Origin of the sequence: Natronincola peptidivorans, assembly GCF_900111615.1 — a bacterium.
Lineage (GTDB): Bacteria > Bacillota > Clostridia > Peptostreptococcales > Natronincolaceae > Natronincola_A > Natronincola_A peptidivorans.
Genome location: NZ_FOHU01000038.1, coordinates 1 through 14,016, shown reverse-complemented (window position 1 = coordinate 14,016; position 14,016 = coordinate 1). Strand labels below are relative to the sequence as shown.

The 14,016-nt window shown below is 37.1% G+C and carries 14 protein-coding genes and 1 rRNA gene; all 15 read right to left on the bottom strand.

What is annotated here, in order from left to right; translation table 11 throughout:
• Nucleotides 1-66, bottom strand: a 16S ribosomal RNA gene (locus BMX10_RS17410); the annotation flags it as partial.
• 498 nt (nt 67-564) lie between these two features.
• The gene (lysS, locus tag BMX10_RS17405; RefSeq protein ID WP_090447030.1) at nt 565-2,070 is read right to left on the bottom strand and encodes a lysine--tRNA ligase; all 1,506 of its coding nucleotides are present in this window, start codon (nt 2,068-2,070) and stop codon (nt 565-567) included.
• Between the two features lie 49 nt (nt 2,071-2,119).
• Nucleotides 2,120-2,608: a transcription elongation factor GreA gene (gene greA, locus BMX10_RS17400; protein ID WP_090447028.1), complete on the bottom strand. Its 489-nt coding sequence runs from the start codon at nt 2,606-2,608 to the stop codon at nt 2,120-2,122.
• Between the two features lie 431 nt (nt 2,609-3,039).
• The gene (locus BMX10_RS17395) at nt 3,040-3,948 is read right to left on the bottom strand and encodes a quinate 5-dehydrogenase (protein WP_090447026.1); all 909 of its coding nucleotides are present in this window, start codon (nt 3,946-3,948) and stop codon (nt 3,040-3,042) included.
• A 120-nt stretch (nt 3,949-4,068) separates the two neighbouring features.
• The gene (gene dusB, locus BMX10_RS17390; protein ID WP_090447024.1) at nt 4,069-5,037 is read right to left on the bottom strand and encodes a tRNA dihydrouridine synthase DusB; all 969 of its coding nucleotides are present in this window, start codon (nt 5,035-5,037) and stop codon (nt 4,069-4,071) included.
• A gap of 424 nt (nt 5,038-5,461) precedes the next feature.
• Nucleotides 5,462-6,640 (bottom strand): acetyl-CoA C-acetyltransferase, encoded by a 1,179-nt coding sequence (locus BMX10_RS17385; protein WP_090447022.1) that lies wholly within the window; start codon nt 6,638-6,640, stop codon nt 5,462-5,464.
• Nucleotides 6,641-6,948: 308 nt separating this feature from the next.
• Nucleotides 6,949-7,737: a type III pantothenate kinase gene (locus tag BMX10_RS17380; protein ID WP_090447020.1), complete on the bottom strand. Its 789-nt coding sequence runs from the start codon at nt 7,735-7,737 to the stop codon at nt 6,949-6,951.
• Nucleotides 7,738-7,762: 25 nt separating this feature from the next.
• Complete coding sequence (locus tag BMX10_RS17375; protein ID WP_090447018.1) at nt 7,763-8,317, bottom strand: ECF transporter S component; 555 nt, start codon at nt 8,315-8,317, stop codon at nt 7,763-7,765.
• A gap of 175 nt (nt 8,318-8,492) precedes the next feature.
• Nucleotides 8,493-9,473, bottom strand: coding sequence for a biotin--[acetyl-CoA-carboxylase] ligase (locus BMX10_RS17370; protein WP_090447017.1), 981 nt, complete (start codon nt 9,471-9,473; stop codon nt 8,493-8,495).
• A complete protein-coding gene (locus tag BMX10_RS18135; protein WP_170834884.1) occupies nt 9,442-9,588 on the bottom strand; it encodes a hypothetical protein in 147 nt (48 codons plus the stop codon). The genes BMX10_RS17370 and BMX10_RS18135 overlap by 32 nt, the downstream gene beginning before the upstream one ends.
• 38 nt (nt 9,589-9,626) lie before the next feature.
• The gene (locus BMX10_RS17365; RefSeq protein WP_090447016.1) at nt 9,627-10,739 is read right to left on the bottom strand and encodes a sodium ion-translocating decarboxylase subunit beta; all 1,113 of its coding nucleotides are present in this window, start codon (nt 10,737-10,739) and stop codon (nt 9,627-9,629) included.
• Nucleotides 10,740-10,773: 34 nt separating this feature from the next.
• Nucleotides 10,774-11,160: a biotin/lipoyl-containing protein gene (locus tag BMX10_RS17360; protein WP_090447014.1), complete on the bottom strand. Its 387-nt coding sequence runs from the start codon at nt 11,158-11,160 to the stop codon at nt 10,774-10,776.
• A gap of 39 nt (nt 11,161-11,199) precedes the next feature.
• Nucleotides 11,200-11,619: an OadG family transporter subunit gene (locus BMX10_RS17355; protein WP_090447012.1), complete on the bottom strand. Its 420-nt coding sequence runs from the start codon at nt 11,617-11,619 to the stop codon at nt 11,200-11,202.
• 33 nt (nt 11,620-11,652) lie between these two features.
• Complete coding sequence (gene mmdA, locus BMX10_RS17350) at nt 11,653-13,200, bottom strand: methylmalonyl-CoA decarboxylase subunit alpha (protein WP_090447010.1); 1,548 nt, start codon at nt 13,198-13,200, stop codon at nt 11,653-11,655.
• A gap of 74 nt (nt 13,201-13,274) precedes the next feature.
• Nucleotides 13,275-13,676 carry a methylmalonyl-CoA epimerase gene (gene mce, locus BMX10_RS17345; RefSeq protein WP_090447008.1) on the bottom strand — a complete coding sequence of 134 codons (402 nt, stop codon included), beginning with the start codon at nt 13,674-13,676 and terminating at the stop codon, nt 13,275-13,277.
• Nucleotides 13,677-14,016: the final 340 nt, after the last annotated feature.

The window sequence follows — 14,016 nt, the reverse complement described above, 5'->3', positions numbered from 1 at the left end:
CTCGACTTGCATGTGTTAGGCACGCCGCCAGCGTTCATCCTGAGCCAGGATCAAACTCTTAATAAAAAAATTGAATTTCTGGGTTCTATCTTTAATCTCTTAAAGATAGATGCTTTTTTGCTGGCTTAATATCTATACTGTTTAATTTTCAAAGACCTTTTTTCTTGCGCCGCCGCTTTTGGCGACTTTATTAATATATCATATCTATTACATTATGTCAACACTTTTTTTGTTTCTTTTTTTTGTTCTTCTTATACTTCTCTTTTTTCCTGCCTTTTAAAGTGTTTTCTTTGCTGGCTTTTTCTTCTTACCCTGCGCCCCTTCCTCAGCGGCGACTTTTACTACTATATCAAATTTGCATTTGCTTGTCAACAAGATTTATTATGGAATATTTTTCTTTCCTGTCTTGACGACAAGTATTACTATACCATATCAATAGTAGAATGTCAAACCTTTATGAGCTTCTATTATGTGTAATTTTCTATTATTCTTTTTACTCTCTATTTAGGTTACTACACCAATAAAAACAAAGGATTAGGCTTTTGCCTAATCCTATTCTCGATCCTATTCTTGATTCTCTTCCTCATCCTTATGTTTGTGAAGTGGTTTCATGGTTGGAAACAGGATAACATCTCTTATAGATGGTGAATTAGTAATGAGCATCAACAATCTATCTATCCCTATCCCTAATCCGCCTGTAGGAGGCAGCCCTACCTCTAAGGCATTTAGGAAGTCTTCATCTAATGGATGAGCTTCCTCATCTCCAGCTTCTTTTTGAGCTAGCTGTTCAACAAACCTTTCTCTTTGATCTATAGGGTCGTTTAACTCAGAGAAAGCATTGGCTATTTCCCATGTATTAATGAAGGCTTCGAATCGATTGGTTATCTCAGGATTATCTGGATTTCTCTTGGCCAGTGGAGAAACTTCTACAGGATGTCCTGTAATAAAGGTTGGTTGTATCAAATGCTTTTCTGCATATTCTTCAAACACTTCACTGATGATGTGTCCTTTTTTCATCTCCGCTGTTACTTCTATTCCTAACTTCTTTGCTGCTTCCTTAGCTTCTTCGTCGGTTTTCATTTCATTAAAATCTATCCCTGCATATTGTTTACAGGCATCCACCATGGATAATCTTTTCCAAGGAGGTGTTAAATCTATGTCTTTTCCTTGATACTGTATTTTAGTAGTACCTAGAGCCTTTTCTGCCACATAAGCCACTACATTCTCTGTAATCTCCATCATATCATTATAATCAGCATAGGCTTCATATAGCTCAATAGATGTAAACTCTGGATTATGTTTGATGGACATTCCTTCATTTCTGAAGATTCTTCCTATCTCATACACTCTATCAAAACCACCTACAATCAGTCGTTTTAAGTGAAGCTCTGTAGCAATTCTTAAGTACATATTAATATCTAAAGTATTATGATGGGTAACAAATGGTCTTGCATTTGCTCCCCCAGCAATAGTATCTAAGATAGGGGTTTCTACTTCTAAGTAACCTCTATTGTCTAAGAACTCCCGAATAGCCTTAATAGCTTTTGTTCTTACTGTAAAAGTCTTTCTCACATCTTCATTAATAATTAAATCAACATATCTTTGTCTATATCTTAGATCTGGGTCCTTAAGACCATGCCATTTATCTGGTAATACTTGAAGAGATTTTGTCAGCAAACGGACTTCAAAAGCCTTTACAGATATCTCGCCCTTCTTTGTTTTAAAAATATCACCCTTTATCTCTATGATATCTCCCATGTCGTATTCAACAAATAGTCGATAGGCTTCTTCTCCAATAGCATCCTCTCTTACATAGGCTTGAATCCTTCCATCCTTGTCCTGTATGTTGATAAAACTAGCCTTCCCATGGCCCCTTTTAGCCATAATTCTTCCCGCTATCGTTACGCTTTCACCCTCTAATGCTTCAAAATTATCTACTATTTCCTTACTATAATGAGTTACATATACCTTTTCAATCTTGAAGGGATCTTTTCCTATATCTTTTAAATGGCTTAGTTTATCTCTACGTATTCTTAGAAGCTCATTTAAACTTTTTTCCTCATCATGCATCTTCGTCATTGGTTTCTCCGCCCTTCTATAAATAAATGTACTGCTTTTATTAACTTTCGATTCCTTTTTCTATATTTAATACTTCATATTTTGTGATCCCATCAGGGATTTGAACCTCTACAATCTCCCCAATTTTTTTTCCTAATAATGCTCTTCCTACTGGAGACTCATTGGATATCTTTAATTCATAAGGATCTGCTTCTGCTGAACCTACTATCGTATATTCTACGATTTCATCAAACTCCATATCTTTTACCTGTACAGTGGTGCCTATACTCACTCGGTCTAAGGTTATATCATCTTCATCAATTACTCTTGCTTTTTTTAACATACCCTCTAGCTTCATAATTCTCTCTTCAACCTGCGCCTGCTCATTTTTTGCTTCATCGTATTCTGAGTTTTCACTAATATCTCCAAAGGCGATTGCTTGTTTAATGCGTTCTGCTACTTCTTTTCTTCTAACAGTTTTTAGCTGTTCTAACTCGTCTTCTATTTTTTTTAGCCCTTTCATGGTTAATACAACTTCTTTTTCTGTCATACTTACCTCTCTCCTTCATGAATAGTATTTATTCAACCTATTGTGCTATTAATTATTTTGCTATTTATCTGCAGCTATAGGCAAAATCAAGCTTGTTTTACCTTGTTGGAAATTATTTGTAAAAACAATCATTAGAGTTAGCATTAGTCTAAAGCTATAGATATAAAGATTTCTAATGCTTCCAAGGACTCCAAAGCCGCAGATAATAAATATGTATGATGTATTTTGATAATATATGTGCTTATACTTAATTTATGCTTGTTATACTATGGTAATTTTATCCTCATAACATCATAATAGCACTGCCTTTTTTTACAGTGCTTTCCAATTAACTATATTTGTAGATATTATAAGCTAGCATTTTTTAATTGTCAAGCTAAATTCAAGACCAATTTCCTAATTGCTTATCATAAAAAGCAGTCTCTAGGCTATTACATATTTGATTGGGGTTGTAAATATTCTATTCTTGGTTTAAAATCTAGAACATCAATCACTTCTCCATAGCTTTTGTATTTCCCTTCCTTCATAACAGCAACAATTAAGGCTTCTATCAAATTGGTGCCAAAAGACCTATCACCAAATTGAGGTGTTGTGGTTATCAGCATAGAAACTCCTTTTTCTTTTAAGGCTATAATATCTGCCTTTGTTACTGTATTGGTAATGATTATTTTTTCTTTCATTTCTTTAGGCATATACCTTTTGATGTAATGATAATCTCCAGCTATTATATCAGCTTCCTGATAGTATTTTTGTAATTTAGTAACTTTACTTTCGTTTTGTTTTGTCCCCGTTGGATATAACATCTCAAAAGGCAGCTGACATACTAATGGAGCAGCAAGTTTTGCAATAAGTTGTATATGCCTTAATGAATAGATAGGTAAATCTAATCCTAAAGCAAAAACAATGTCTCCAATAATAAGCTTACCTTTATATTGAGCAATAGCTTCAGCCATACCAAAACGATCTAAGACACAGGTAAGTAATGTAACCTTTTCATTAAAATCTACAATATTTTTTTCCTGCAGCTCTTTCATTACTCTTCTTTCTAAGGTATTCTTCAACCCTGAGCCATCCAGTATAGGAGTAATTTTTGCAGCTCTTTTTAATGGCAATGCTTCTCGGATTGTATATCTCTTACCTCCTGCCCATAAATATAAATCAATACCTCCCATTCCTAGAGCATCTACCTTCCCATCCTGGGCTTCTATCAATGCTATAGCTTCTTTAATACTTCCATCTGTTCCTATTCTTTCTACAAGGAATTTCTCTCCCAGCACCTCTATCTCTACAGAATGATTTCTATTAGAGCTTCCTAGACTTACGCTGACAATTCTTTTCATCTTTAGCAACTCTCCCTACTACCTCATAATCTATCTCTATTATTAACCTTTATGCTAGAGTTATACGATTTTTGTAAGGTTTCATTTTATGAAAACGGGTCATCATAACAAGCCTAGCTTCTATTGTTCATAAGTTTCTAGATACTTCATTAAAGTATCTTTCATTTCCTCTATAGTTTTTGTTGTATTAATGATATGCCGTATCTCTGCAGAATTTTTAAAACCTTTCAAATACCATGCAATATGCTTCCGCATTTCTCGAGCAGCTATATACTCCCCCTTATAATGAATCAGCTTACCCATATGCCTAAAAATCGTTATTATGATTTCTTTTAAAGAAGGCTTTGGTAAAATTTCTCCTGTTTTTACATAATGATTTATTCTTTCAAATAGAAATGGATTTCCCTGAGCCCCTCTACCAATCATAACAGCATCACATTTTGTTGCTTTAAATATCTGGATAGCGTCCTCAACTGTGAATATATCGCCATTTCCTATGACAGGAATGCTGACCTCCCCTTTTACCTGACGTATGATATCCCAATCAGCTTTGCCAGAATAAAACTGTTCTCTTGTTCTGCCGTGGACAGCTATAGCCTTTGCACCATTGTTTTCTATGATTTTTGCTATTTCCACTGCATTGACATTTTTATCGTCCCAACCCTTTCGGATTTTTACCGTTACTGGCTTTATTGATGCCTTCACAACAGCCTTTACTACTTCTCCTACCAGCTTAGGATTTCTCATCAATGCACTTCCGTCTCCATTCTTTACTATTTTAGGCGTAGGGCACCCCATATTGATGTCTAGAATGATGTTTTCTCTATCATTTAAGCTATAGGCTGCTTTCGCCATAATATCAGGCTCTGAACCAAAAATTTGTAAGGCTACTGGTTTTTCTTTTTCTTCTATATGTAATAATTCCTGAGTTTTTCTATCATTATAATAAAGGCCTTTTGCACTAACCATTTCTGTATAAACCATACCACAGTTCATTTCTTTACAGATTAAACGAAAGGCTAAATCCGTTACCCCAGCCATAGGAGCAAGAAAAACATTATTAGCTAAGACTTTATCTCCAATCTTCATTGTTACTACCTCCTTACCATTATTACCTCTTCTATATTAATAAATTTTTCTTCCTAATACAAATATTTTCTCCCTATAGCTATAGATAAGCAACCCCATGATTAAATGAATAATGCTAAGCGGTACATTTGCAGAACATGACTATAACGCCCAGTGAATGTAGATGAGAAATACGTTAAGCAATCTGTATGTTTGAGGGTAGCCAGGTTGCAGATTGTAGGATTTTTCATCGAAGTGAGCTATAGGAGTTATTCATGGGCGAAACCGTAACGTGTGTATTATTTATTTAAACTCAAAATTGCTTATCTATATTAGCTCTCTAAATTAAAACTTACTTCATACACCTATAGTATGAACTTAATCAACAAGAAAAAAACAACCCTCTCACTTATAAGAAAGGGTTGTACTTGCCTTATACAATTTACTATCGCTTTACAACAACAGCTGTACCCATACCTCCACCGATACATAGGGTTGCAAGTCCATAGGTTGCATTTCGTTTTGCCATTTCATGTAATAAAGTTACTAGGATTCTAGCTCCGCTGGCACCCACTGGATGACCTATTGCAATAGCTCCTCCATTCACATTTACCTTTTCATCATCCCATTTCAATTCTTTTGCCACTGATAATGCTTGAGCCGCAAAAGCCTCATTGGCCTCAATTAAATCCATGTCCTCTATTGTTAGTCCAGCCTTCTCTAATGCCTTTTTAGAGGCTGGTACAGGCCCGATTCCCATGATAGAAGGCTCTACCCCTGCATTACTATAAGCTGTTAAGGTAGCTAAAGGCTGAATGCCAAGTTCCTCTGCTTTTTCCTTAGACATAATCACTAAAGCAGCAGCACCATCATTGATCCCTGAAGCATTTCCAGCAGTAACAGTTCCGTCCTTTTTAAAGGCTGGTCTTAGCTTTCCTAGTTTTTCTTTCGTTACTCCTGCTTTTGGGTATTCATCTGTATCAAATACAATTGGATCACCTTTACGCTGAGGAATCTCTACTGGCACTATTTCGTCTTTAAATTTACCTTCTGCAATAGCCTTTTCTGCTTTGTTTTGACTTGCAGTAGCAAAGGCATCCTGTTCTTCTCTAGAAACACCATACTTTTCCGCAAGATTTTCAGCTGTTATTCCCATGTGATAACCATTAAAAGCATCCGTCAATGCATCATATACCATGGAGTCTACAACACTGCTATCTCCCATTTTTAATCCCCATCTGGATTTTGGTAGTAAGTAAGGCGCCTGACTCATATTTTCTGTGCCTCCAGCCACTACAATGTCATTATCTCCTGCAATAATGGTTTGAGCAGCCATAGATACCGTACGCAATCCAGAACCACACAGCATATTAATGGTGGTAGCAGGCACCTCCACTGGAATCCCCGCTTTAACAGAAGCTTGTCTTGCTACCCCTTGCCCTGCTCCTGCCTGTAGGATACATCCCATATATACCTCATCTACTTGACTCTCCTTGATGCCAGCTCTTTTAAGTGCTTCTTTGATAGCTATAGCGCCTAGGTCTACTGCTGAAACACCGGCTAATGATCCACCAAAGCTTCCTACAGGTGTCCTAACAGCACTAGCAATAACAATTTCTTTCATAAATAATATCCTCCTTTTAATAACTTTTTCGATTATTAATTGGTTGATGATGATGAAAAATCCATAAATAATCTATACAGATATTATATCAATAATTTCTTTCTAAGTAAAATAAAGCCTAAGGATTTCTCTTGCCACTATCTGACTACTAAAACCCCTGGCTCTTCTTCGTCATTTTAAAAAACTCAGCTGCAATATCGTGGGGGCAATATGCCCTCTGGATTGCAACTGAGTTATATATATACATTGTGATTACTGAGTTTTCTTAAATCTAAGATCCCCCAAGACCTTTTTGACAATCTGCCTTCTTATAGTCTTTGCATTCTGTCTTCTCTATTTCTTTCATAAATAATCCTTAGTCCTTCTAAGGTTAAAATCTTATCTACTATATGGATATGCTTTGTCTCGCTAGCGATTAATGCAGCAAGTCCTCCAGTAGCAATTACCTTTATGTCCTGGCTTTTTAATTCCTTTGTCATCTTTTTTATAATGTATTCAACTAAACCCACGTAGCCGTAGATAATTCCTGATTGCATACTGTTGACGGTATTTTTACAAATAACCCTTCCCGGCTTTACAAGTTCTACTCTTGGTAACTTAGCTGCCCTCTGAAACAACGCATCACTAGAAATCTTCATTCCAGGAGCAATGGTACCTCCTAAGTATTCCCCTTTTGTAGAAATAGCACAAAAGGTAGTGGCAGTACCAAAGTCCACAATGATTAAAGGCCCTTTGTATTTTTCAAAAGCAGCAACTGCATTCACAATCCTATCTGCCCCCACCTGCCTAGGATTATCGTATTTTATATTCATCCCTGTTTTTACACCTGGCCCTACCACTAAGGGTTCAATCTTAAATATTTTTCTAACGGAGTTTTCCAAAGAGTGCATAATATTAGGTACAACAGAGGATATGATTACATCCCCTACCTCTTGTATACTTCTATTGCTAAACTGAAATAATTGGTGCAGTAAAATACCATATTCATCGGAGGATTTTTCCTTATCCGTAGCAATGCGCCAGGAATCTACTAATTCCTCCTCTCGATACAAGCCTAACACTATATTGGTATTACCTACATCAATAACTAATATCATCTGTTCACCTTCTTAGTATTTATGGTTAACTTGTCTTAACAAAGTTCTTTGTAGCTTTCACAACTGCATATACGATAAAGGCAGAAACTATTATTTCTGTCGTCCCATTGATAGCAGCGATTCCCAATACTGCTTCTAATGGCAAATAGCCCCTTAAATAAATCATCGTCAGCACTCCAATGGTATTGGTGGCTGTTCCTACTATTGCAGCTGCAATTGAGTTTTTAAAAAGTCTGTAGGTATAAAAACTCATGATACCAATCAATAATCTTGGTAGAATCGCTATAAGAGGATCTGCAAAAAATGGAGTGGTAGCCCTTAGAAAGCTGCTTACACCAAATATCATCCCTACAAAGGTACCAACCATTGGTCCCCCTAGTATAGCCCCAATAATAACCGGTATATGCATGGTGGTAGCGTTTATCCCTAAGAAAGGAATAGGAATATAACCGATAGGTGTCATGCTTAATGCTACTGAAAAACCACCCAACATACCTGCAACTGCCATCTTTCTCGTAGAAAGCTTTCTACTACTGCCTAAAGTCGCACCTGCCTTTACTTCCTTACTGCAAATTGACATAAATAGCACCTCCGTTCCAGCTCATTACGATGCCGGACAAATTTAATGTTTTTGTAAATCTCGTGCCACAGTCTAACTCAGTTTAGATATTAGCTGTTTTACTGTACTATTGTACCAATTTCTTTTTGCTTTTTCAACCATTATTCTATTATAAAAGAAGATTGTTTTTATCTATCTAAATGTATCCTTCTTTTCCTCTAATGGATACCTCCCCTGAAATCAATAGCTCTTCTTCACCATCCTCATACCTTACCTTTAAGCAGCCTTCATCATTGATTTCTTCAACAATTGCATAACATTCTTGGTTTCCTTTTATGATGCGAACAGACTTTCCTAGCACAGCTGAGTAGTTTCTAATAATAGATAAGGTTTCATCTAATTTTCCTTCCATTATATAATGACAATATAGGGCTTCAAATTTACTAAGCAAATCAAGGATTAAGGTTTTCCTATCCACTTTTTCGCCCTTTTCAATAGCCAAAGAGGTAGCAACATCTTTAAACTCCTTTGGGAAGCTTAGATTGTTAGCATTAATCCCTATCCCAACAATCAAATAGTCAATCTGATTTAGCTCTCCTGCCATCTCTGTCAATATACCACAAACCTTTTTACCATGAACCACGATGTCATTAGGCCACTTTATGTATGCCTCCAATGCCGTTACATCCCTTATGGCCTGACATGCTGCCGCTGCTGCTATTTGCGTCATTTTCATGCCTTCAGTAGGTGGGATTTCTGGTTTCAGTAGAATGGACATCCAGATGCCTTCTCCTTTAGGAGAAATCCAATTCCTCCCAAGTCTTCCTCTGCCTCCTGACTGTTCTTCACTAATAATAATGGTGCCATGGGGAGTATCCTTAGCAATTCTTTTGCTATAATTGTTGGTAGAATCTATGGTATCAAAGTATATGATCCTACTGCCTATCTCCTTTGTAGATAAATCATTTTTTAATGCTTCTGGTATCAGTTTTCCATCAGATTCTATCAATTTATAGCCTTTTTTCTGTGTGGTCTCTATCATATACCCTTCTTTTTTTAAACTATTCATATGCTTCCAAATGGCGGTACGGGACACTTTAAACTTTTCTTTTAAATCTTCACCGGAAACATACTCTCCTCTTTTTTCATAAAGCTCCTTTAATACCTTCTCCTTCAATCTCTACACCTCCTACTCCTTGAATTTCTATTCTAAAATCCTTTGTAAATGATTTCAATTGTACAAAACCTATAAATTCTCTATAGAGTGCTAAAGGAGGATGTATTGGATACATCCTCCTTATTTATAGTATATCAAATTTTAAAGCTTTAACTAAAACATGGACAAAAGTACACCTGCTGCTACCGCTGATCCAATAACACCAGAAACATTTGGTCCCATAGCATGCATTAGTAGGAAATTGCTAGGATTTTCTTTTTGACCAACCGTTTGAGAAACCCTTGCCGCCATGGGCACAGCTGATACTCCAGCAGATCCAATCAACGGATTAATAGCATTTCCTCCCAGCATCTTGTTCATTAGTTTGCCTAATAAAACACCAGCTGCAGTGCCTACAGCAAAGGCAATAACACCAAGCACAATAATCTGAATAGTATCTAGCTTCAAGAAATGTTCTGCTTGAGCTGTAGCACCTACACTGAGACCTAGTAGGATAGTTACTATATTAATTAATTCATTTTGTGCTGTTTTAGAAATACGATCTGTAACGCCGGATTCTTTAATTAAGTTACCAAACATCAGCATACCTACCAATGGGGTAGCCGATGGAAGTAATAAGGATACTACAATAGTAACTAAGATTGGGAAAAGAACCTTCTCCTGCTTTGATACAACCCTTAATTGCTGCATCTTAATAACTCTTTCTTCCTTGGTAGTGAGAGCCTTCATAATTGGCGGTTGAATAATCGGTACTAAGGCCATATAGGCATAAGCAGCCACTGCAATAGGTCCTAATAAATGAGGCGCCAACTGTGATGTAAGGAAAATTGCTGTAGGACCATCCGCTCCTCCAATAATAGCGATGGACCCCGCCTCTTGCCCTGTAAAGCCCAACATAATGGCTCCTATAAAGGTGAAAAAGATGCCAAACTGTGCTGCTGCTCCTAAAAACAAGCTTTTAGGATTTGCAATAAGTGGTCCAAAGTCTGTCATGGCTCCAACCCCTAAGAAAATCAGTGGTGGAAAAACTCCCAAACTAACTCCTTGATAAAAATAGTAAAGCAACCCGCCTTCTCCCATAACACCGCTCAAAGGTAGGTTCGTCATTAAAGCACCAAAGCCGATAGGTACCAGCAATAGTGGCTCAAATTTTTTGGCGATAGCTAAGTATAGCAGTACACAAGCAACTGCAATCATGACAAGCTGTTGCCAGGTCATATTAGGTATACCAGTATTCCCAAAAAAGTCTATAAGTACTTCAATCATCTGTGCATCTCCTTTCAATGAATTTTGATGTTATTTACTTTAAAGATACCAATACATCTCCACCATTTACAGATGCACCTTCAGCTACATGCAGGGATGCTACAACACCATCAGCTGGAGCATAGATTTCATTTTCCATTTTCATGGCTTCTAATATAATTAATACTTCTCCCTCTTTCACTTCCTGGCCTTCCTTTACTAGCACCTTCCATACATTGCCTGGCAGAGGAGCTTCTACAGTAGTGGCTCCTGCCGCTGGAGCCGCCTTTGGCGCTGAAGCCGCTGGTTTTGGTGCTGCCGCAGGCTTTGGTGCTGCCGCTGGGGCTGCTGCAGGTCTTGGAGCCGGAGCTGCTCCATCCTTAATCTCTTCTACTTCTACTTCATAACTCACACCATTAACACTTATATTAAACTTTTTCATTGTATATTTCCTCCTTAATACGTAGTGGTTTTTATAGCATTACTCTATTCTATTCACCTGTTGCATACGTCCTAACTTATTCCAAGCTGGTGTTGTATCAGGTACACGAATAATATTTCTAACAACAATATTATGGGTAGAGGTGTGAAGGCTTGCGGCTATAGCAGCGGTAATAACAGCCACTAATTGTGTATCATCCACTTCCTCTTCCTCTTGTGCTTCTTCTACTTTAACAGGTCCAGCCGATACTTCAGCTTTTTTTGCAACAGAAGCCTTATTTTTGTCCTCTGCACCGTGCAGTACTTTCTCTAAAACAGTAATAATCACAAATAGCAATAATAAAGCTAAGAACACAATGGCTATACCAAATATAGCGACCTGAATACTGCCCAGCATTTTTTCACCCATTGACATATTTTGCAGATCTGAAGCTACCTTCATTCTTTCCATTAAACTCATCGATTGATCACCTCTTTTTTAATTCCCGTCCTATTATACTGGTAAATTGCCATGCTTTTTAGGTGGTCTTGTTTCTCTTTTACTAGCCAGCATATTGAAAGCATCTATTAATCTAGGTCTAGTAGCAGATGGCTCAATAACATCATCTACATAACCTCTCTCTGCCGCTTTATACGGCGTAGCAAATTCTGCTTTATAGTTTTCAATAATTTCTGCTCTAGCCGCTTGTGGATCATCTGCATCAGCTATTTCTTTTCTAAAGATGATATTAGCAGCTCCCTCTGGTCCCATAACAGCAATCTCAGCCGTTGGCCATGCTAATACTGTATCAGCTCCTAATTCTTTACAGCACATAGCGATATAGGCACCGCCATAAGCTTTTCTTAATATTAGCGTAACCAACGGTACTGTAGCTTCACTATAGGCATAAAGCATTTTAGCTCCATGTCGAATGATTCCACCGTATTCTTGGTTTGTACCAGGCAAGAAACCAGGAACATCTACTAAAGTAAGTATCGGTACATTAAAAGCATCACAGGTCCTAATAAATCTTCCAGCCTTATCAGAAGCATTGATATCTAAACAGCCTGCCAACACTTTTGGCTGATTAGCAATGATTCCAACAGATTGGCCATTTAACCGAATAAAGCCTGTAATCATATTGGTTGCATAATAAGGTTGTACCTCATAAAAATCTCCGTCATCTGCAAGGTGTGTAATAACAGTCTTCATATCATATGGTTTATTTGGGCTTTCCGGAATAATATCATCTAGTTCTGGAATAATTTTGTTGATATCATCCTCAGTATCGAAAATTGGCGCCGTTTCCATGTTGTTGGATGGTAAAAAGCTAAGTAATCTTCTAATTTCTGCAATGCAAGCCTCATCATTAGGAGCAACAAAGTGGGCAACACCACTGGTACGGTTGTGAGTCATAGCTCCCCCTAGTGCTTCTGAGGTTACTTCTTCACCTGTTACTGTTTTTATTACCTGTGGTCCTGTGATAAACATTTGACTTGTTTTGTCCACCATAAAGATAAAATCTGTTAATGCCGGCGAGTAAACTGCTCCTCCTGCACAAGGTCCCATGATAGCTGTAATTTGTGGTACTACACCTGATGCAATAGTGTTACGGTAGAAGATATTAGCATATCCTGATAATGCATCTACTCCCTCTTGAATTCTGGCACCACCAGAATCATTTATTCCAACGATAGGAGCACCCATTTTTAGTGCTAAATCTTGAATTTTCGAAATCTTCTGTGCATGCATTTGTCCAAGAGATCCTCCAACTACTGTGAAATCTTGAGCATAAGCATATACAATTCTACCGTCTACCATACCATAGCCAGTTACAACACCTTCTCCAGGCGTTTCAACTTTTTCCATACCAAAGTTTGTGCATCGATGCTTTACAAAAGCATCAATCTCTACAAAGGTCTCTTCATCAAATAATAGATTAATTCTCTCTCTTGCTGTCAGTTTGCCTTTTTCATGCTGTGCAGCAATCCTTTTTTCTCCCCCGCCTAATTGGATTTTTTCTTTCCGTTGGCGAAGATCTTCTAGTTTGTTGACCGTCATAATTCACCCTCCCACTGAAATTACATGTTGTAAAACTTCACATGTAGTATTATAACATAAAATTTTTAATTTTGTTACCTTTCACTTAATTCTATTAGAACGCCATTTGTGCTCTTTGGATGACAAAATGCTATTTTTGCTCCCCCAGCACCATATCTAGGTTTTTCATCAATCATCCTTATCCCTTTTGCCTTCATTTCCTCAATAGCTTCTTCAATATTGTCTACTCTAAAGGCTATATGCTGTATGCCTTCCCCCTTCTTTTCAATAAACTTTGCAATAGGTCCGTCTTCCTCTGTTGACTCCAACAGCTCTACTTCAGTATCCCCTACAGGTAAAAAAGCTACTTTTACTTTTTGCTCCTCAACCACCTCTGTTCCAATACATTCTAAACCTAGTATATCCTGGTAAAATTTTAGTGTCTCATCAAGATTTTTTACAGCAATACCAATATGGTCAATCTTTCCTGTTTTCATCCTAATACCTCCTTATTTATTCTCGTAGTGTCAAGTTTGACACTCTTTTTTTACTAACTAATCATTATATTTTAAAGGTTTCAAAGTTTTTTTGTATAAAAAAACAATGCCCCCCCATTTCTTGATATAATTGAAGTTCCCAGCTCACAATTAATAAAGAAAGGGTGGTCATTGTGAACTCCATTATATCTTATTTAGTACTATATATTCAATATCTACAAAAAGAACTTTATACACTTTTAATCTTTGTCTCTAGAAACATCCCTTTACGCCAATTGAATTTTGAAGACTCTAATAGTCCTAAGTACCAGAAGTTAAAGATTGATAAGCTCCCTAGAAT

Bases quoted from the DNA above. Each gene is read 5' to 3' on its own strand.
- lysS (WP_090447030.1), bottom strand. From the start codon at position 2,070: ATGCATGATGAGGAAAAAAGTTTAAATGAGCTTCTAAGAATACGTAGA.
- greA (WP_090447028.1), bottom strand. From the start codon at position 2,608: ATGACAGAAAAAGAAGTTGTATTAACCATGAAAGGGCTAAAAAAAATA.
- BMX10_RS17395 (WP_090447026.1), bottom strand. From the start codon at position 3,948: ATGAAAAGAATTGTCAGCGTAAGTCTAGGAAGCTCTAATAGAAATCAT.
- dusB (WP_090447024.1), bottom strand. From the start codon at position 5,037: ATGAAGATTGGAGATAAAGTCTTAGCTAATAATGTTTTTCTTGCTCCT.
- BMX10_RS17385 (WP_090447022.1), bottom strand. From the start codon at position 6,640: ATGAAAGAAATTGTTATTGCTAGTGCTGTTAGGACACCTGTAGGAAGC.
- BMX10_RS17380 (WP_090447020.1), bottom strand. From the start codon at position 7,737: ATGATATTAGTTATTGATGTAGGTAATACCAATATAGTGTTAGGCTTG.
- BMX10_RS17375 (WP_090447018.1), bottom strand. From the start codon at position 8,317: ATGTCAATTTGCAGTAAGGAAGTAAAGGCAGGTGCGACTTTAGGCAGT.
- BMX10_RS18135 (WP_170834884.1), bottom strand. From the start codon at position 9,588: ATGTATCCAATACATCCTCCTTTAGCACTCTATAGAGAATTTATAGGT.
- BMX10_RS17365 (WP_090447016.1), bottom strand. From the start codon at position 10,739: ATGATTGAAGTACTTATAGACTTTTTTGGGAATACTGGTATACCTAAT.
- BMX10_RS17360 (WP_090447014.1), bottom strand. From the start codon at position 11,160: ATGAAAAAGTTTAATATAAGTGTTAATGGTGTGAGTTATGAAGTAGAA.
- BMX10_RS17355 (WP_090447012.1), bottom strand. From the start codon at position 11,619: ATGAGTTTAATGGAAAGAATGAAGGTAGCTTCAGATCTGCAAAATATG.
- mmdA (WP_090447010.1), bottom strand. From the start codon at position 13,200: ATGACGGTCAACAAACTAGAAGATCTTCGCCAACGGAAAGAAAAAATC.
- mce (WP_090447008.1), bottom strand. From the start codon at position 13,676: ATGAAAACAGGAAAGATTGACCATATTGGTATTGCTGTAAAAAATCTT.